Origin of the sequence: Synechococcus sp. SynAce01 (genome assembly GCF_001885215.1) — a bacterium.
Taxonomy (GTDB): domain Bacteria; phylum Cyanobacteriota; class Cyanobacteriia; order PCC-6307; family Cyanobiaceae; genus Regnicoccus; species Regnicoccus frigidus.
The window spans coordinates 1,586,896-1,605,167 of the sequence record NZ_CP018091.1 but is presented as its reverse complement, the minus strand read 5'-3'; the positions used below and the strand labels follow the sequence as shown (position 1 = coordinate 1,605,167).

Sequence of the window (18,272 nt, the reverse complement as noted above, 5' to 3'; positions counted from 1 at the left end):
CTCCACCACCAACCGTTTGCCGCCATGGACCGCTTCCGGGTCGAGCTGATTGCCGCCACCCCCAATCCGCAGCTGTGCGTCTACGCCGGCATGCACCAGGACTATTGCGAAGGGTTCGTGGCTGCCGATCGCAGCGCCTGGCCCGATGAGACCAGCGCTGGTGAGATCTGCGTCAAACGGCTGCTGGCCGGGGAACGGGGGCACTACGGACCCATGGAACATGCCCAGATCGTGCTCAACGTGGGCTGGTTCCCCCACTCGGTGATGCAGCAGGCCCGCACCCACCGGGTGGGCGTGAGCTTCGATGTGCAGTCGATGCGCTACACGGGCGAGCGGATCTGTCGGGCCGCCAATGGCGAACTTGAGCTCGAGGAGGTGTTTTATTTACGGCCGGTCGGCAGCTACAGCGACCGCCAGGGCAAGAAGTACGCCTACACCGAGGAGCAACGGCAGGTCGACCTGGCCCTGTGCCTGGCCGCCGCCGAGCGTTACCGCGACCTGCTGGCCGCCGGCTTCGCCGAGGAACATGCCCGGGGCATCCTCCCCTTCGACTACCGCCAGCACTTCGTGGTCAGTTTCACCCTGCGGGCGTTGCTGCACTTTCTCGATCTGCGCGCCAAGCTCGATGCCCAGCTGGAAATTCGCCAGCTCTGCGACCTGATCTGGCCCCATCTCGAAACCTGGGCGCCGGAATTTGCCGCCTGGTACGAGAAAAGCCGCCTGCACAAAGCCCGCCTAGCCCCCTGATCTGGGCTGGCTGAGCAAGCAGTGCCGGGGGTTCAAGGGGTTCACATTCGGGCGAGGGTCACCCGCTCGGGCTGGTCTTGATATTTGCCCTGGCGATCGCTGTAGGTGGTGTCGCAGGGGTCGCCTTCAAAGAACAGCAGCTGGCAAATGCCCTCGTTGGCATAGATGCGGCAGTCGGCACCGGAAGAATTACTGAACTCCAGGGTGAGGTGCCCCTCCCAGCTCGCTTCGGCCGGCGTGGTGTTGACGATGATCCCCAGGCGGGCATAGGTGCTCTTGCCAAGGCAGATCACGGTGATGTTGGGCGGCACCCGCAGCCGCTCCAAGGCCACACCCAGGCCGTAGGAATGGGCCGGAAGAATGAAGGAGTCGCCGTCCTCGTCGTGGTGGAGCGCGGCAGGTTCGAGGTTGGCAGGATTGAACCGCTTGGGGTTCATCACCGTGCCCGGCACATGCCGAAAGATCAGGAATTCGTTAGCCGAAAGGCGCAGGTCGTAGCCGTAGGAGGAGCAGCCGAAGCTCAGTACCGGCCGGCCCGCCGCTTGCGGATCGAGGTGACGCACCAGGCTGGCCTGGAACGGTTCGATCATGCCCTCCGCGGCCTGGGCGTTGATCCAGCGGTCACACTTGAGCATCTAGGCACCCCGGCACAACTGGGTGACCTGATCGGCCATCGCGATCAGGTCGGCTGGCATGGACGGCCCGGTGAGGATCACATCGAGCTGGGCTGGTCGTTGCTCCAGGGTGGACACCACGTCATCGGCCGGAAGGTAGCCCAGGGCGATCGCCAGGCCGAGTTCGTCGAGCACTACCAGGTCGACGGCGCCGGCGAGCAGCTGCTCGCGGCTGAAGGTCCAGGCCGCCTCGACCGCGCGCCGATCGGCCGGATCGGTGAGCGGATCAGCGGCTGGATGGATCAGGCAGCTGCTCAGCGCTGGCCGCATCCACTGGAGGCGTCCGCACAGCCAGAGACTGCGCTCCGGGCCCTGGTCGACGCCGCCTTTGAGAAACTGGCTGATCAGGACCCGGCTGCCCAGTCCGGCCGTGCGCAGGGCCTGGCTGAACACACCACTAAAACTGCCACGAAAGGCCGCGGTGTGAACCTGCAGCAATCCTTCGGGCCGGGCCGCTGTGACCTGCTGCGGGGGGAGGGGTGGCAGGGCCGGTGGGCGCACCTGGGCCAGGGGCCGCAACGGATGGCGGGCCTCCTGGTGAGGGGTGATCAGGCTGGCCGTCATCAACACCCCGCTGGGCACGCGAAACCGAATGTAGCGGTGTCGAGCCCGGAAACAAGCGGCAGGCACCATCCCTAGCGCAAACAGGCGTACTACTGCCTGGGCTTGCGCTCATGGGAATGCCTGCCAGCCTGGGTGGATCCAAGGGATTAGTGTCGATTGCTACGTGGCCTGACCTGGGCGATCCGTAGCTTCCGTTCACTCGTCTCGCCGTCATGGTCGGCGCAATGCGCGGATTTAGCCGCACCAGCACCACCCCAGCACTGACGACCACCGGCGTCGGCTCCACGGCCAGCGGAGCCACCACCCTGCTTGAAGTGATGCGTGGCCTCAGTGGCTGCACCCTTGAGGCAGTGGAGCGGGGCAAAACAATCTTCTTCCCTGGCGATCCAGCCGAGCGGGTCTATCTCCTCCGCCGCGGAGCCGTTCGCCTCTCCAGGGTTTACGAATCCGGTGAGGAGATCACCGTGGCGTTGTTGCGCGAAAACAGCCTGTTCGGGGTGCTCTCGCTGCTCACCGGCCAACGCTCCGATCGCTTCTATCACGCCGTTGCCTTCACCCGGGTGGAGATGGTCGCGGCACCGGCCACCTCGGTGCGTCGGGCGATCGAGCAGGACGCCAGCGTCGGGCTTCTGCTGTTGCAGGGCCTCTCCTCGCGCATCCTCCAGACCGAAACGATGATCGAAACCCTCACCCACCGGGACATGTCGTCCCGGCTGGTGAGCTTTCTGCTGGTGCTCTGCCGTGACTTCGGCGTGCCGGGTGCCGAAGGGATCACCATTGATCTGCGCCTCTCGCACCAATCAATCGCCGAAGCGATCGGCTCCACCCGCGTCACGATCACCCGCTTGCTCGGCGACCTCCGCCAGGCCGGCCTGGTCCAGGTGGACCGCAAGAAAATCACCGTCTTCGATCCGGTGGCCCTGGCGAAACGATTCAGCTGAGCTGGCCACAGCAGCGCCGCAACCCGCGGCACCGATACTGGAGCTCCTCGAGCTGAACCGTGTCCGGCTGGCTGCTGATCCTCGCTCTGCTGGTGCTGGGTGGCGTGCTGGCCACCCTGGGCGATCGGCTTGGCAGCCGGGTTGGCAAGGCCAGGCTCAGCCTGTTCAATCTGCGCCCCCGCAAAACCGCCGTACTGATCACGGTGCTCACCGGCAGCCTGATCAGCGCGGTGTCGCTGGGGCTGATGCTCGCGGTCAGCGAGCGCCTGCGGGTGGGGCTGTTTGAACTCGACAGCCTGGAGCAGAAACTGCGTGACAGCCGCAGCGCCCTTGATCGCAGCGCCGAGGCCTTAAAAAGCAGCAAAGCCGCCCTGGAACGCAGCACCACGGCCCAGCGCCAGGCCCAGCGGGGGGTGGTCCGGGCCGAACAGGGCCGTCAGCAGGCACGCCAGCAACTGGCCTCCGTCGAAGTTCAGGCCCAGCGCCTGCGCAGCGAACTGAAACCCCTGCAGGATCAGCGCAAGCAACTGATCAGCGAGCGCGACCGGCTCAACGGCGACATCGCCAGCCGGGATCAGGACATCCGCCGCAACGAAGCAGAACTCTCCAGGGTCAGGCAGCAGATCAGCGCCGGCGAAGCCGAACTCAAGTCGCTGGAGGAGAACCTGATCGCCTTCAGGCGCGGGGACGTGGTGATCAGCAGCGGCCAGACGCTCGCCACCGTCAAGGTCGCCATCCAGCGGCGAGCGGAGGCCAAGCCCGTGATCGAAGAGCTGCTGCGCCAAGCCAACGTGGCCGCCTTCGATCGGGTCCTGCCGGGAACAGCGCCCGATCGCCAGATGCTGCTCGTTCCCCGTGGCGATATCGAAAGACTGGAAGGCCTGATCAGCCAGGGAGGTGCCTGGGTGGTGAGCATCCGCTCCGCCGCCAACGTGCTGCGGGGCGAGCGCCAGGTGCTGGCCTTTCCCGATCTGCGCCCGAACCGTCAGGTGATGCGCGCCGGTGAGGTGATGGCCACCACCAATCTCGAGGGGGAGGAGCTCTCGCCGAATCAGGTGCGCAACCGGCTCAACCTGCTGCTGGCGGCCTCCTTCGCCAAAGCACAGCGCCAGGGATCCGTGGTCGATGGGGTTCAGTTCGATGTGAATCTGTTCAACCAGCTCGGCCGTGAGCTCAGCGAGCGAACGGCCGGTCAGAGCGTCAAGCTCGAAGCGGTGGCACTGCGGAATGCCGACACCGCCGATCCGATCTTCCTGGAGCTGCGTCGTGTGGGGGGAGAAAGCAGTGGGGACGCTGTTCAGCCCCAGCCCCGGCGACCATGAGCCAGCTGCCCGCGCACGGAGCGCTTGCCGGCATCGACCCGGGCCGGAGCAAGTGTGGTCTGGTCCGCAGCGACCCTGACCGCCAGCGGATCGAGGTGGCCTTGATCCTCAGCCCGGAGGACACCAAAAGGGAGCTCGACACCTGGCTGCAAGAGCGCCTGCTTGGCGCGATCCTGCTGGGCAATGGCACCGGCAGCAGGGCCTGGCTGGAGCAGCTGGCGCCCCTCGCTCCGGTGCTGCTGATCGAGGAACGGGGCAGCACCCTGGCGGCCCGTTCGCGCTACTGGCAGCTGTTCCCGGCACGGGGCTGGAGGCGGTTGCTGCCGATGGGCCTGCGCCAGCCACCACGGCCCTGGGACGACGTCGTCGCCCAGTTGTTGGTGGAGCAGGCCCTGGGCCACCGCCTTGAGCGCGAGACTGGAGGCGACAGGCTGGGGGCACTGGGCCACGGACCTAGAACCTGAACCTAAAACCTGGACTTAGATCTTCGCCCGGACCGTAAAGGCGTAATCGCTGCCTGGTTCGAGCTGGTAGTCGGCCTTGAGCAGAAACCGCAGCAGCGCGTCCTGGATCAGGGCACGGCCGAGCGAGGGCTCCACACTCAGCTCGCCGCGGTCGAAGGCCCAGCGAAACGACCACTGAAATCCGCCCGCCACCACCTCGCCCTCCACCAGCTTCTGGCTGAAGCTCTGATGCAGCACCCGCAGCTGGGCGGTGGTGGCAGGCAGGCGACTCACGGCACGGGGTCGGCGAACAGGATGGGGAGCGCCCCGTCAGGCGGGGTTGGGTTGAAAGCTGTTGAGGCGGTTGCCGGCCCGCTCGTAGCCGAGACGCTGAATCAGGCCGATGCCAGCCAGTACCTCCTCGAGCACGGCATCGACCACAGGACCTTCGGCGGCGGAGAAACGGCCCAGCACATGGGAGACGGTGCGCTCCCTGCGCACGGCAGGATCGAGCGATGGGGCACCGATGCCGATGCGCAGTCGGGCGAACTGCTGGCTGCCGAGTTGCTCGATGGTGCTGCGCAGGCCGTTATGGCCGCCGGCGCCACCCTCGCGGCGCAGCCGCAGGCGGCCCAGAGGCAGGTCCATGTCGTCAACGAGTACCAGCAACTGGTGGGGCTTCAGATCAAACCAGTCGAGAGTGGCACGAATCGACCAACCGCTTTCGTTCATGAATGTGGTGGGCATCAGCAAGCGCAGGCGCCGAGCGCCCTGACGCAGGTCGGCGACCTCTCCCTTCAGTTTGGTGTTGACCCGAAAACTGACGCCTTCGGCCTGGGCCAGGCGCTGCAGGGCCATGAAGCCGACGTTGTGGCGAGTTTTGGCATAGTTGCTGCCCGGATTTCCCAACCCCACCAACAACTGGAGATCCCCAGCGGGGGCAGGAGCGGCAGTCATCGGGCCATGCGGGTGAAGCTCAGTCGCTGCGGCGCTGTGGTGGCGAGCCGAAGGGCGACCGGAATACTCAAACGCCATTGCCAAACCTTTCGGCAAGGCCGCTTGAGGAAGCCGCCCGGCCCGATCAGGACGGCGAGACCGGCAAGGATTCAGGGGGCAATTCTGCCGAAGCAGACTCTGAAGCAGGCTGCGCTGATGCAGACCGTTCTAAAGTGGACTGTTCTGAAGCAGGCCGTTCTGAAGCAGGGACAGAACCGCTGATGGTCTCCGCTTCAGGCGTCACAGGCAGCTCAACGGGCCGGCCACTGGACGAAGCCGTTGGCGGGGCGACAGCGGCTTCGGCGGACGTGGCTTCAGAGGAAGCAGCTTGCAGCGAAGCCGCTTCTGAGGCGCGAGCCTCGGAGACGAGCGGCTCAGCGGACTGAGCCATGGCCTGGCTGGTGGGTTGGGCCGTGACCGTTTCGGTATCGATCGCCTGGCGGAATTCCTGCTCGAACTCCCGGGAAGCCGACTGAAAACCTTTAAGAGTGCGCCCAAGGGTGCGCCCAAGCTCCGGCAGGCGTTTGGGACCAAACACCAACAAGCCGACAGCAGCGATCACTGCCATCTCCGGAAGACCGATCCCGAAAAAATTCATGGCCAGAGGGCGATGGAGCAGGAGCGCAGATCGCTCAGCCGAGGCCGTTCCAGTTCACCGTGATCCCATCGAGCAACAACGACTTGTTGTACAGCTGCAGGATCACCAGCAGAAAGACCAGGAACAGAACCATGAAGATGCCCATCACCGGGGTCGTCCCCCAACCCGGCACGACCTTGCCGTACTCGGAATTGAGCGGGCGAAGCAGGTTCCCCAAGGGAGTGCGTTGGGCCATGGCGGCTGAACCTCTCTGACACAGGTGTCTGGGTCGTTACTGTAAAGCTCCCGCCGCTGCACCGAGCCGCCAGGGTCGAGAGTTGTGATGGAACAACCGGCCCTGTCCTGCCCGTCTCCCAGCCCCCCCCTGTGACAGAAACCTCCCCCGCCCTTTCGATCGCGATCACCGTGCTGCTGGCGCTTCTGGCGCTGACAGGTTTTGGCGTGTACCTGGCCTTCGGTCCGCCCTCCAAGGGCCTCACCGACCCGTTCGACGATCACGACGACTGAGCCCGAATCCGCCAGGTCACCAACTCCCAGGGCCCGAGCCGCTCCGGCCCCGCTGACGCCCAGCGGCCAGCAGTGCTTCGTTGACCGGCATTCAGGCGCCCCAGTAGCTGCCACCTCCCGCCGAGCGCCAAGGTCTGGCGACAGGGCGAGAGGTTCTGGGCTGTGAGTTGCAACACGCCCTGCTCCGGATCCGGGCGCAGGGCCACCAGCTGCAGCGCTCGGCTGCCCAGGTCAAGAATCCGCCGCCAGCCCGCCGGCCCGGCCGCCATTCCCGGCGGGGCTGGCCGCAGCCAGAGAGGCTCCCGGAACTGCACCGCCGCGGCCGGCACCGCCGCCTGGCGCCAGCCACCCGGGCAGGGGCAGAGGGCAAGCCGCAGCCGTTGCACGCCCTGATCGGCACCAGGATCAGGCCAGCTGGGGCTGCGCAGCAACGACACCCCCAGCGCCTGCGGGCCGGCCGACACACCCTGGGGGCCATCGAGCAGCACCGCCAGTCCACCGTCAGCGGCCTGGCTGGCCACCCAGCTGATGGCAGGGACCTCCCAGCGGCTGGCCTCCCGCGGCGTGCAGACCCGGGCGGGCCGCTCCAGCACGCCACCAGAGGTGTCCGCCGCCCAGCGCAAGGCCTGCTGCTGCAGGGGCAGCTCGAGCCGCAACAGCTCATGGCGCTGGCGCCAGTCGACCCGCAAGGTCAGCTCAAGCCAGGGGCTGCCGGCCAGCAACTGCAGATCCAGCCGCAGGGCACTGCTGCCGCACTGGCCGCGCCAGACCAGTCGGCAGCAGAGCGGCCCCTGTTCAGCCACCTGGAGCTCGCCCTGCCAGCTCAGGGGCAGGGGGTGATCGCGGTAGTCCCCGGCCAGATCCCAGGCATCCCAGAATTCGCCGCGATCCCGCCAGCGGCGCCATTCGAGCGGGCTGGCAAGCTGGGGAAGGGCGTCGGCACCCCAAAGCTGCTCCACCCCGGCGGGGCCGAGTTCGGCGCGGACCAGCCCATTGCCCAGCCGCCAACGGGCACCAGCTGATCCGTCTGCGCGCTGCAGGGTGACGGGTCCTTCGATGGCGCCGGGCAACATCTCGTCCATCCCGTTCATGGCCAGCGCCGTGCCTCCGGCTGACGCCTCAGTCATCGCGCCGGCAGAGACCAGACGACGCAGGGCCAGCGCCGCCACCCCACCAGCGCTGGCGAGCTGCACCCACTCCCCCCCGGCCGCCGTCGGCTGGCTGGGGAGGCGCTGATCACCCTGCCACCAAACCCCCTTCGGCAAACGCACCGTGCGGAAGGCCGCCGGCAGGGCTTGCAGGCACGCGAGCCACCAGAGCTGGCCGGGCCCTGCCGGCGCTGCCGGTCCGGCGCCACTCAGCCAGGCCAGGAGCGCCTGATCGCGCTGGCACCGCGCCTGACGGCGGGCGCGGTGCCACTGGGGTTCGGCCTGCTCGAACACGTCGGGGATGGCGGTGCCCGGCAAAATGTCGTGGAACTGCTGAAACAGCAGCGCTCGCCAGTCGACCGTGTCCGCTGGCGGGGCAGACTCAGGGGGTTGGCCAGCGGTTGCAACCGGAATGGCCCAGAGCAAGGCGCCCACCAGATCCGCCTCCCGCAGCAGACGCTCCAGGCTGCGGTTGTGACGCTTCTGATCCGGCCGACTGGTGGCACAGCCGCGGTGCAATTCCAGGTAGAGCTCGTCGCGCCAGACCGGCAGTTGCTCGCGGTGCTGCTCCAGGTCGGCCAGGTAGGCCCGCACGGTGCCGTGGCGTTGGACAGCCGCCACCGGCTGGTTTTGCCACAACGCCAATTGCTCCAGCATCTCGGCCGTCGGGCCGCCGCCGTGGTCTCCCACCCCTGGCAGCCAGAGGGCATCCGCACAGCCGGTGGCCTGTTGCCACTCCAGCCGGTAGCGCTCGATCGCCACCGGATCGCCATCGCTGCCGATCGGCGCGGTGACCAGGGTCAGCAGCTCCGCTCCGCAGCGGCCCCGCCAGCGAAACAGTCGATGGGGAAAGGGGTTGGTGGCATTCCAGGCCAGCTTGTGGGTGCAGAACCAGCGCACGCCGGTGGCCGCCGCCACCGGCGGCAAGCCGGCAGCAAAGCCGAAGCTGTCGGGCAACCAGGCCAGCTCATGGGTCCATTCCGGGAAGGCGCGCCGGCTGTAGGCCTGTCCTTCCTGAAACTGGCGCAGCAGCGAAGCCGTGCTGATCAGCACGCAGTCGCTCTCCACCCAGGGGCCGTTGAGGGGTTCCCAGCGTCCGGCCCGCATCGCCCCACGAATCTCTTCGAACAGGGTCGGGCGGTGTTGCTCCAGCCAGGCATAGAGCGCGGGGGTGGAATGGCCGAAATGGAGCTGGGGATGGCGGCGCATCAGCGCCAGGGCAGAGCGGAAGGTGCGCTCGGCGGCCTGCCAGGTGTCGGCCACCGGCCACAACCAGGCCAGATCGAGGTGGGCATGGCCCAGCACCTGAACGGTCCCCGGCGACGGGGTCGTGGAGCGGGCCAGCGCCTCAGCGTCAGCTCGTGAGCCCAGGGTCGCCCCACCCCCCAGGCGTCCGGCCGGCTCGCCAAGGCGGTGGGCCTGACGCAGCTGCTCGAGCTCCAGGCCCGTAGCCAGCAACAGACCCTCCGGGTCGGCTGGCTGCAGGGGCTCCAGCTCCAGGCGGCTGAGGATCAGGGCGCCGTCATCGTGGAGAGGGCTGCGCAGCTCGAGTTCGAGCTCCAGCGGTTCGCCCTGCCACCAGCGGGGGGGGAGCAGCCAGCGGCAGGCGGAGTCGTAGAGATCGCCCCGGTGCACCGCGAGCCCATCGACGCGCAACTGCGCCTCAATGGCCCACCAACGCAGCGCCAGGCGGGCGCCGCAGGCTTGATGGAACCGCCAGGCCTCGGGACAGTGGAGCTGCAACCTGAGCCTCAGGCTGAGGCCGCCCCGCGGCCAGATCAACAGGCCGCGGGCCTGCCAGTCGGGCCGGTGCAGCCCTCCCCAGGGGTCGGCGGCGGCGTTCTGCCAGCACCCGGAAGCCGTGCGGCGCTCCCATTGCGGCAGCAGATCCAGCCTTGAACGTGACTGAAACGTTTCAATCCAGGTGGGAAGTGTCGTTTCCAGGGCCTTGGGCATCGGAGGTGGCCATGGGTGACCCATAGGATGATGCCGCTGCCGAAGGGTCGTTCAGGGCCCACCTGGGGCCTGTCACTCCCTGTCACCCGCCAGACGGACCATGCTCGCTCTCAAGATTTCCGTTTATTCGGTCGTTTTCTTCTTCATCGGCATTTTTGTGTTCGGCTTCCTGGCCAGCGATCCGACCCGCACCCCAAGCCGCAAGGATCTTGAGGATTGAGCCACTCCAGCTGGTCACTCACTAGCTAGCCACCCCCTCCCTAGCCACTCTTTAGCTAGCCACTCTCCAGCTGGTCCATTGATCGGCTCAGCCTTTCCTTGACGTGGCAAGATCAGCCGTTGTTCAGAATCTGCGGTGACTCTGGTCAACCCCATCCACTGGACGATCGGGTTGGTCGGTGCGGCTGGCTTGTTGGGGTCCACAGCTCACGCGCAGGTTGACCCTCTGCCTGGCATTAAGGAGGCGGGCTCTGCTCTGGATGCAGACTCTGCCCTGGAAGTACGCACCCCAGCCAGCCAGCTGCCCGCTGGAACGCCAGCTGCTCAGGCAGAAGTTGGCGATCGAGAGGTCGGCGATCCAAAAAAGAGCACCGATCCGGAACTCAGGGATCCAAAAACAGGCGACCCTGCCACCAGCGCTGACCCGAGTGGATCCTGGCAAGCACCTCCCAGCCAGAAGCCGCCGAACCCACTCCTAAGCAGCCCGCTGGCTAACCAGCCAGGCAGCCCATCGGCCGATCCTGCGGCAATGGGCCCCGAGCTGGCAGAACCAGTGGACACGCCGGAGTCGCTGGCCAAGGTGCTTGAGATCACAGCCGATCAGCAGGGCTTTGACCAGCTGATCCAGCGCTTTGTCGCGACGGGGAATGTCAAAGCTGTGTTGGCCGGTGGCCGGCTGATGGCGGAACGCCTCGAGTACGACACCACGAACCGCACGGTTTATGCCAGCGGCAGTGTGCGCTTCCGGCGCGGCAACCAGTACTTCCAGGCCAGCCGCCTGCGCTTCAGCCTGATCGAGGCGACCGGCGAGATGGAGGACGTCTATGGGGTCCTGGATCTCAGCACCAGCGAGGTGGATCTCAATCCAGAGCTGCCGGTCTCCACACCCCTGCCGGACCCTGAGCCGATCGCCTGCCCGACCATTTTGCCGCCGGTCCCGGATTGGCACCCCCATCCCTGGGCGGCCACCCTCTGGGGCGGGCAATTGTTCGACGCCAATTTCGGTGACACCTTCAAGTTCAAGGGCCAGCTCAGGGAGGAGCTGCTGCTCGGCGCAGGCCTGCAGCGGCGGCTGATCAAGGCAGGACCGTTTGCCCTTGAACTGGATTTCACGGCCCTCGGCCACTGGGCCGCCGCCCAGAGAGGCAGCGGCTTCACCAGCCGCTTCACCAACGACGCCTCAGGGCAGCGGACCGCCGCCCAGAGCTTCGGCGAGTTCACAGCAGGCATCGGCCTGCGGGCCTGGCTGCAGCCCTGGCTGAATGTGGGCGTTGTCCAGGGCGTGAGCGTCACCACCAGCCTCAGCAACTTTGAGGACACCTTCCGCGAACGATCGTCCCGGATTCTCAATTACCTGGGTTTCGAGGTGGAGGGATCCTTCTCCCCGCAATGGTCGGTGGTGGGGCGCATCCACCATCGCTCGGGTGCCTTCGGGACCTTCAACGGCGTCAAGGAAGGCAGCAATGCCTATCTTCTGGGGCTGCGCTACCGCTTTGGCGAAGATGCCACCCCGAAAGCCGCCCTGCAGGCGGCAGCGTCAATGCCGCCCGCCAAAGGCTGCCCGAATCGCCCGGAGGAGCCCCCGGAGCGGCCGCGCTCGCTGCCCGAGGCCCTAGAGCAAGCGGCGATGGGCGGAGGAGCGCCCAAGCTTTTTCCAGAAGCTGGGGCTGAACCCAGGTCCCAAGCCCCTGAAACAACCCAGGGGCCGCTACCAGCTCCGAAGAAGCCCTCCTTCCTCAACCTGCGTCAGCAAGAACGTGAGCGGGACGAGGCGATCGCCACGATCGAGCAGCGCATCAGCAACGTTCAGGCCCGGGAGGGACTGGTGCTGAACCGTCAGTTTTCCGTACCCGGCGGAACCGACCTGACCGAGGGCGAGCAGAACAGCAATTTCGGTCCTGCCACTCCCCCCCAGGTGCGCCGTCTGCGCAGCAACAGGCAGCAGGGTCTGGTCCAGGGCACCCTGACGCGGCTGCGCTTTCAGTCGCCGCGCATCCAGATGACCAACACCGACTGGCGCGCCAACCGGGTCAGCTTTAGCAACGATCCCTTCACCCCAGCCCAGGTGTGGATGGACGCCGAGAACGTGGTGGCCGTCCAAGAGGAGAACGGCGACACGGTGATCCGCGCCAACCGCAACCGCCTGATTTTTGAGGATCGTCTGTCGGTCCCCGTGGCGAGCAGCACCCGCATCCAGCAGGAACAGGAGGTGGAAAACCGCTGGGTGTTCGGTTTCGACGAGGAGGACCGCGACGGCTTTTTCGTCGGCCGCCGCCTCAGACCAATCGGGATCGGATCGACCGGAACTCTGCAACTGGAACCCCAGTTCCTGCTGGAGCGTGCCGTCCAGGGCACAACAAACAGCTACCCGCTGCCAGGAACTTCGGCGGGGTCCTCGTCTGTCGAGCAGGACGCGCAATTGGGGGATCTGTTCGGCCTGGAGGCCCAGCTCAACCTGCCCCTACTGGGCTTCGACGCCGAGTTCAACCTCGATCTCTCCAGCTTCAACCCGGAGAACATCGCCAACGGCACCCGCAGCTGGGGAGAAATGAGCCGGCCGTTGAAGCTACCGCTGCTGGGTGACACGGTGGCACGCCTGTTTGCCGCCTATCGCTTTCGGATCTGGAACGGCTCCCTCGGTGAACAGGATGTCTATTCCGCCTTTGGAGGCTCCCTGGAACAGCAGGGGGTCTTGCCGAATCTGGGACGGCTGAGGAACAGCTATTTCTGGCGGCTCGGCGTCGGCAACTACCAGAGCAACGAATTCATCAACGGCAATGAATCGGATAATTTCGCCCAGCTCTGGCGCGCCAATGCCTTCGGCGCCATCAACAGCTCCCTCAACATCTGGCGAGGCCAAACCTTACCCCTGACCCCGGATGGCGCCCTGCGCTATTCGCCCGTGCCGATCGTGCCGGGCCTGACCTTCAACACCAATCTCTCTGCCGATCTGGCCTACTTCGGCGACGGCACCAATCAGAACGTCCTGTCGTTCTCCGGCGGGCCCACCCTCACCCTGGGGAACTTCAGCAAACCCTATTTCGACTTCACCCAGATCACGCTCACCGGCGGCATCGCCGTGCGTGATGGGCTCAGCCCATTTGGCTTCGATCAGGCCGTTGACCTGGGCACCGTGGGGGTCGGCCTGACCCAGCAACTGGCCGGACCGTTGCTGTTCAACGGGGGGATCGGCCTGAATGTGGATCCATCGTCTCCAAACTATGGCGAGCTGACCGGCTCGTTCGTGGAGCTGCGCTGGCAACGGCGCGCCTATGCCTTAAGCGTGTTCTATAGCCCCTTTGAGGGAATCGGCGGCGTGCGGGTCAGGCTGAACGATTTCGGCTTCAACGGCACCGGCGTACCCTTTGTGCCCTTCCGCCCGGTTGTTCCCGGTCAGCCCCGCGGCCGCTGGTTCTGAGCACGCGTCAGCTAGGGGCGAAATTGACCAAATAAGGCAGTCGCGCCGCCGTAGCGCGCAGCTCCTGATCGTGGGCCACAAGCTGGCTGGTGGCATCCCATTGACCGCTGAGCAACAGATGGCGCGGCCCGGGCGCCATCTCCAGCGGCCAGTGCCGATCGGCAGCCTTCAAGACAGCTGTGACCAGGTCGAGCTGGAAGTCGAGGGCGGGGTCGGCGGTGGAGAGGTCCTGAAGGTCGACGAGGCTGTCATGGCTGACCTGCAGGCAGGGAATCCCCAGCGCCAGGCAGTTGCCAAAGAAGATCTCAGCAAAGCTCTCGCCCACCACCGCCCGGATCCCCCAGCGCATCAGCGATTGGGGGGCATGTTCCCGGCTCGAGCCGCAGCCGAAATTTCGGTTCACAAACAGGATCCGGGCATCCCGGCGCTCAGGCCGATCAAGGGAATGGGCCCCGGCCAGCTCAAGACGGTCGTCGGCAAAGGCCTGTTCCCCCAGGCCCTCGAAGCTGATGCACTTGAGGAAACGAGCCGGAATGATGCGGTCGGTGTCGATGTCATCGCCACTGATCACCGCCGCCTGCCCCTGAACCGAGCGGATCGGACCGGAGGGGAAGGCGGCGTGCGAACGCGGGGGTGAGCTGGGCCGCGAGCTGGTGGGAGAAGTGGAAGTGGTCATTGATGGCAGGGTGCGGGCAACAAACTGACTCAGGAAAGCGCTGGCTCCGGTTGGGCTGGCTCGGGGTGTGGCGGCGCCAGCAGCAGCTCGCGCACATCGGTGACGTGACCACGAACGGCCGCGGCCGCCACCATCGCCGGGCTCATCAACAGGGTGCGGCCAACGGCCGAGCCCTGGCGACCCTTGAAGTTGCGGTTGCTGGAGCTGGCGCTGATCTGGCGGCCTTCGAGGCGGTCCGGATTCATGGCCAGACACATCGAGCAGCCCGGTTCGCGCCACTCAAACCCGGCGGCGCGGAAGACCTGATCGAGCCCTTCGGCTTCAGCGGCGCGGGCCACCTGCTCAGAGCCAGGCACCACAAAAGCCTTGATTCCGCTGGCCACCGTTCGCCCCCGGGCCACGGCCGCAGCGGCGCGCAGATCACTGAGCCGACCGTTGGTGCAACTGCCGATGAAGCAGACATCCACAGGTAGACCGGCCATCGCAGCCCCCGGGGTGAGGTCCATGTAGAGGTAAGCCTGCTCGGCCAGGGGGCGCTCGTTGGGTTCGAGCTGCTCGGGGGTCGGCACGGCCTCATCGATGCCGATCCCCTGGCCGGGGGTGATCCCCCAGGTGACCGTGGGCGCCAGGGCCGAGGCATCGAAACGCACCTCGTCGTCGAAGTGGGCCTCAGGCCCGCTGGCCAGGCTTTGCCACCAAGCCACCGCCCGCTCCCAGTTCGCCCGGCTCGGAGCCATCGGCCTGCCGTGCAGGTAGGCGAAGGTGGTGGCATCGGGATTGACGTAGCCGCAACGGGCGCCACCCTCAATCGCCATGTTGCAGAGGGTCATGCGTTCCTCCATCGAGAGGGCTTCGATGGCCGGACCAGCAAATTCATAGGCATAGCCCACGCCACCTTTGACCCCGAGCTGGCGGATCATGTGGAGGATCAAGTCCTTGGCGTACACACCAAAAGGCAGCCGGCCTTCCACCCAGATGCGACGCACCTTGAGTTTGTCGATCGAAAGGCTCTGGGCCGCCAGCACATCACGCACCTGGCTGGTGCCGATGCCGAAGGCGATTGCTCCGAAGGCCCCGTGGGTGGAGGTATGGGAATCGCCACAGGCCACGGTCATGCCTGGCTGGGTGAGACCCAGCTCCGGTGCAATCACGTGCACAATCCCCTGACGGCCGCTGCCGATGCCGTGAAGGCGGATGCCGTGCTCCTCGCAGTGGCTCTCCAAGGTGGCCAGCATTGTTTCGGCCAGGGGATCAGCGAAGGGCCGCGCCTGGGAGGTAGTCGGCACGATGTGATCCACGGTGGCCACCGTCCTCTCCGGGTGGCGCACTCCCAGGCCCAGCTCCCGCAGGGCCACGAAGGCCTGGGGACTGGTCACCTCGTGGATCAGGTGCAGACCGATGAACAGCTGGGTGGCGCCGCCGGGCAGCTCAGCCACGCGGTGCAGATCCCAAACCTTGTCGTACAGCGTTCCGGAACTCACCGTGACCTCCGCCGATCCCAGCAGCCTAAAACCGAAGGGTGGGCGCGAAACGGCCGGCCGGCTCTCGCAGCAGGAGACCCGCACATCACCTGGGCTGCCGAGACGGGGGAATCAGCGGCTTGATCGGCCCAAGCGCAGGCGCAGTTGATTGAGGGCTTCGCCAACGCTGAGGGTCTGGATCCAGGCACGGCCGCGCCGGGCACCGAAGCGAACAGAAGCCGCCTCGCTGCCATCGGGGCCCGCCACGGCGAAGTGAACCTGCCCGACGGGCTTGTCGGCACTTCCGCCGCCAGGGCCGGCAATGCCGGTCACCGCCATGGCCCAGTCACTGCCCAGCCGGCGACGGACCCCTTCGGCCATCGCCAGCGCCACTGGGTCGCTCACAGCTCCATATGCCGCCAGGGTTCCCGCCGGCACCTCCATCAGCTCCTGCTTGATGCGGTTGCTGTAAGAAATCACGCCGCCAAGAAAAACATCGGAGGCCCCTGCCACCCCGGCCAGGGCAGCACCGAGGCCCCCACCGGTGCACGATTCGGCAACAGCGAGCGTCTGCCCCCGTTGACGCAGTAACTCCAGCACCACCGAGGCCAGGCTGTCGTCATCGGCGCCGAAACAGAGCAGGCCGGTGCGCTCGCGCAACTCCGCCTCCACCGGCACCAGCAGGCCCCGGGCTGCCGCGGCCGTGTCAGCCCGGGCAGTGAGTCGCAGCTTCACCTCACCGGCACCTGCATAGGGGGCCACGGTGGGGTTCTCCAGGGCCAGCAGATCGTCCACCTGCTCGGCCAGGCTGGATTCGCCGATGCCCCAGAAGCGCAGCAGGCGGCTCTGGAACACCCCACCGCCGAAGCCCTGCCCGCTCAGCCAGTCCACAGCGGTGCCATTCCACATCGCCCGCATCTCGGCGGGGACCCCCGGGAAGGTGAGCACGGTGAAGCCCGGTCGGGGGCTCCAGATCATTCCCGGCGCCGTACCGGTGGGATTGGGCAACACCTGGGCGCCGACGGGCAACAGCGCCTGCTTGCGATTGCTGGTCGCCACCGGGCGACCGCGGCCCGCGAGTTTGGCGCTGATGTCAGCCCAGATCTCGGGCCGCTCCTGCAACGGTGCGCCGAAGGCCGCGGCCAGCGCCTCGGTGGTGAGGTCGTCGGGGGTGGGGCCAAGGCCGCCGGTACACACCAGCAGGCTGCAGCGCTGGGCGCACTCGCGCACCACCTGGATCAGCCGCTCCCGGTTGTCGCCCACCACGGTCTGGCGGTAGTGGGGGAGGCCCTGGGCCGCCAGTTCCTCGGCCAACCAGCGGGCGTTGCCGTTGAGAATGGTGCCGAGCAACAGCTCGGTGCCGATGCAGAGAATCTCGGCAGCAAGGGCTCCTTTCGCGGCACTGCTGATCGCTGCACTGCTGGTTTCTGGAGACTCAGCGGAACAGCTGGGGTCAGCCATCGGCATCACCGGAGCATGGACGTTCGGAAACGCCCGCCACCAGGCGTTTCTGGCGGGAGCGCACCAAGGCCCCGATCAGCACCGCCGTGGCGATCGCCAGCCAGAGAAAGCGCATCTCCACATCGGCCACAACCAGAGCCAGGGCCGCCAGCCACTGGGTGAAGGCATAAATCAGCACAACGGTGCGGCGATGGCTGAAGCCGGCCCGCAGCAGCCGGTGGTGAAGATGGCGGCGGTCGGGGTAGAAGGGCGAGTGGCCCTCACTCAGCCGGCCCATGATCACCGCCGACATGTCCGCCAGCGGCAGCGAAAGAATCAGCAGGGGGAACAGCAGGCTGACGGTGGTGAGCCCCTTGGCGGGGCCCACGATGCTGATAGCCGCCAGGGCAAACCCGAGGAAATAGGAGCCGCCATCGCCCATGAAGATGCGGGCGGGGTTGAAGTTGTGACGCAGGAAGCCGAAACAAGCCCCGGCCAGGGCGGCAGCCAGCAGGCCAGCGGCGCTCTGCTGCAGGCTGAAACTCACCGACAGCAAGCCGATCGCGGCGATGCCACCCACACCGGCGGCCAGGCCATCGAGGCCATCGATCCAATTGATCGCATTGGTGATGCCCACCAGCCAGATCACCGTGGCCAGCAGGCTAAGCCCATCGGGCAGCACCAGGGCCGACCCTGGCAAGCCGACCAGACCGAGGGGAAGATCAATCCCGCCGATGCGCACCCCTTCGCTCCAGACCACCATCGCCACCGCCACCTGACCGGCCAGCCTGGGCAGGGGAGGCAGGGCGAAGAGGTCGTCGGCAAGGCCGATCACAAAGAAGCAGAGAGCTCCGGCCAGGGTCGTCCAGATCAGTTCATCCTTGGCCGGCGCCAGGCTGCCGAAGCCACCGAGAAACCAAGTGATCGCCAGGGCCAGGGAAAAGCCGGCCACCATGCCGACACCACCGAGCCGAACCATCGGGACGGCGTGCTGCTTGCGCGGATCGGGGGTGTCAATCAGGCCATAGCGCAGGCCCAGACGCCGGACCAGCGGAACGATCAGGGCCGTGAGCACGGCGGCAATGCCGAACGTGACGACAGCCACTTTGAGCGGACTGCCGAACAGATCGGCCGGGCTGGTCATAACCGATCAGCTTGTGAGC

Annotated in this window: 18 protein-coding genes; 7 read left to right on the top strand and 11 right to left on the bottom strand. The window is 66.7% G+C overall.

Features of this window, described 5'->3' with window-relative positions; genetic code table 11:
- The first annotated feature begins 24 nt into the window (after positions 1-24).
- Positions 25-747, top strand: coding sequence for an FAD-dependent thymidylate synthase (thyX, locus tag BM449_RS08335; RefSeq protein ID WP_071800838.1), 723 nt, complete (start codon positions 25-27; stop codon positions 745-747).
- Between the two features lie 41 nt (positions 748-788).
- On the opposite strand, the gene dcd is transcribed toward thyX, so the two are convergent.
- Complete coding sequence (dcd, locus tag BM449_RS08330) at positions 789-1,382, bottom strand: dCTP deaminase (protein ID WP_071800837.1); 594 nt, start codon at positions 1,380-1,382, stop codon at positions 789-791.
- A complete protein-coding gene (locus tag BM449_RS08325; protein WP_071800836.1) occupies positions 1,383-1,985 on the bottom strand; it encodes a cob(I)yrinic acid a,c-diamide adenosyltransferase in 603 nt (200 codons plus the stop codon).
- 212 nt (positions 1,986-2,197) lie between these two features.
- Here BM449_RS08325 and ntcA point away from each other — a divergent pair, with 212 nt between their 5' ends.
- Genes ntcA through BM449_RS08310 form a run of 3 tightly spaced genes read left to right on the top strand, consistent with a single transcriptional unit; the run spans position 2,198 to position 4,712 of the window.
- Positions 2,198-2,926, top strand: coding sequence for a global nitrogen regulator NtcA (gene ntcA / locus BM449_RS08320; RefSeq protein ID WP_071800835.1), 729 nt, complete (start codon positions 2,198-2,200; stop codon positions 2,924-2,926).
- A gap of 59 nt (positions 2,927-2,985) precedes the next feature.
- Positions 2,986-4,248, top strand: coding sequence for a DUF3084 domain-containing protein (locus BM449_RS08315; protein ID WP_071800834.1), 1,263 nt, complete (start codon positions 2,986-2,988; stop codon positions 4,246-4,248).
- Positions 4,245-4,712, top strand: coding sequence for a resolvase (locus BM449_RS08310; protein WP_071800833.1), 468 nt, complete (start codon positions 4,245-4,247; stop codon positions 4,710-4,712). Before BM449_RS08315 ends, BM449_RS08310 begins: the two co-directional genes overlap by 4 nt.
- Positions 4,713-4,727: 15 nt before the next feature.
- Here the strand turns inward: BM449_RS08310 and BM449_RS08305 are convergent, their stop codons facing one another.
- From BM449_RS08305 to psbH, 4 genes are all read right to left on the bottom strand, one after another.
- Positions 4,728-4,985 (bottom strand): DUF3146 family protein, encoded by a 258-nt coding sequence (locus BM449_RS08305; protein WP_071800832.1) that lies wholly within the window; start codon positions 4,983-4,985, stop codon positions 4,728-4,730.
- 36 nt (positions 4,986-5,021) lie between these two features.
- A complete protein-coding gene (pth, locus tag BM449_RS08300) occupies positions 5,022-5,648 on the bottom strand; it encodes an aminoacyl-tRNA hydrolase (protein WP_071800831.1) in 627 nt (208 codons plus the stop codon).
- A gap of 124 nt (positions 5,649-5,772) precedes the next feature.
- The gene (locus tag BM449_RS15580; RefSeq protein ID WP_083544473.1) at positions 5,773-6,285 is read right to left on the bottom strand and encodes a TatA/E family twin arginine-targeting protein translocase; all 513 of its coding nucleotides are present in this window, start codon (positions 6,283-6,285) and stop codon (positions 5,773-5,775) included.
- A gap of 34 nt (positions 6,286-6,319) precedes the next feature.
- Positions 6,320-6,520 carry a photosystem II reaction center protein PsbH gene (gene psbH / locus BM449_RS08290; RefSeq protein ID WP_071800830.1) on the bottom strand — a complete coding sequence of 67 codons (201 nt, stop codon included), beginning with the start codon at positions 6,518-6,520 and terminating at the stop codon, positions 6,320-6,322.
- Positions 6,521-6,651: 131 nt separating this feature from the next.
- Here psbH and psbN point away from each other — a divergent pair, with 131 nt between their 5' ends.
- Positions 6,652-6,792, top strand: coding sequence for a photosystem II reaction center protein PsbN (gene psbN, locus BM449_RS08285; protein WP_071800829.1), 141 nt, complete (start codon positions 6,652-6,654; stop codon positions 6,790-6,792).
- Here psbN and BM449_RS08280 read toward each other — a convergent pair.
- Entirely contained in the window at positions 6,780-9,896 is a 3,117-nt protein-coding gene (locus BM449_RS08280; RefSeq protein ID WP_071800828.1) for an alpha-mannosidase, read from the bottom strand. The genes psbN and BM449_RS08280 overlap by 13 nt on opposite strands.
- A gap of 100 nt (positions 9,897-9,996) precedes the next feature.
- On the opposite strand from BM449_RS08280, the gene BM449_RS08275 reads away from it, so the two are divergent.
- Both BM449_RS08275 and BM449_RS08265 read left to right on the top strand, forming a co-directional pair.
- On the top strand, positions 9,997-10,116 hold the full coding sequence (locus tag BM449_RS08275) for a photosystem II reaction center protein I (RefSeq protein ID WP_071800827.1): 120 nt from the start codon (positions 9,997-9,999) through the stop codon (positions 10,114-10,116).
- Positions 10,117-10,644: 528 nt separating this feature from the next.
- Positions 10,645-13,533, top strand: a complete 2,889-nt coding sequence (locus BM449_RS08265) for a DUF3769 domain-containing protein (protein WP_071800825.1) — start codon at positions 10,645-10,647, stop codon at positions 13,531-13,533.
- Between the two features lie 7 nt (positions 13,534-13,540).
- Here BM449_RS08265 and BM449_RS08260 read toward each other — a convergent pair whose 3' ends face one another.
- The 4 genes from BM449_RS08260 to BM449_RS08245 all read right to left on the bottom strand — a co-directional run bounded on the left by BM449_RS08260 (position 13,541) and on the right by BM449_RS08245 (position 18,253).
- A complete protein-coding gene (locus BM449_RS08260) occupies positions 13,541-14,209 on the bottom strand; it encodes a 3-isopropylmalate dehydratase small subunit (RefSeq protein WP_071800824.1) in 669 nt (222 codons plus the stop codon).
- Positions 14,210-14,238: 29 nt separating this feature from the next.
- Positions 14,239-15,690, bottom strand: coding sequence for a 3-isopropylmalate dehydratase large subunit (gene leuC, locus BM449_RS08255; protein WP_071802106.1), 1,452 nt, complete (start codon positions 15,688-15,690; stop codon positions 14,239-14,241).
- Between the two features lie 111 nt (positions 15,691-15,801).
- Positions 15,802-17,130 (bottom strand): competence/damage-inducible protein A, encoded by a 1,329-nt coding sequence (locus BM449_RS08250; RefSeq protein WP_083544642.1) that lies wholly within the window; start codon positions 17,128-17,130, stop codon positions 15,802-15,804.
- The gene (locus BM449_RS08245; protein WP_071800823.1) at positions 17,123-18,253 is read right to left on the bottom strand and encodes an MraY family glycosyltransferase; all 1,131 of its coding nucleotides are present in this window, start codon (positions 18,251-18,253) and stop codon (positions 17,123-17,125) included. The genes BM449_RS08250 and BM449_RS08245 overlap by 8 nt, the downstream gene beginning before the upstream one ends.
- Positions 18,254-18,272: the final 19 nt, after the last annotated feature.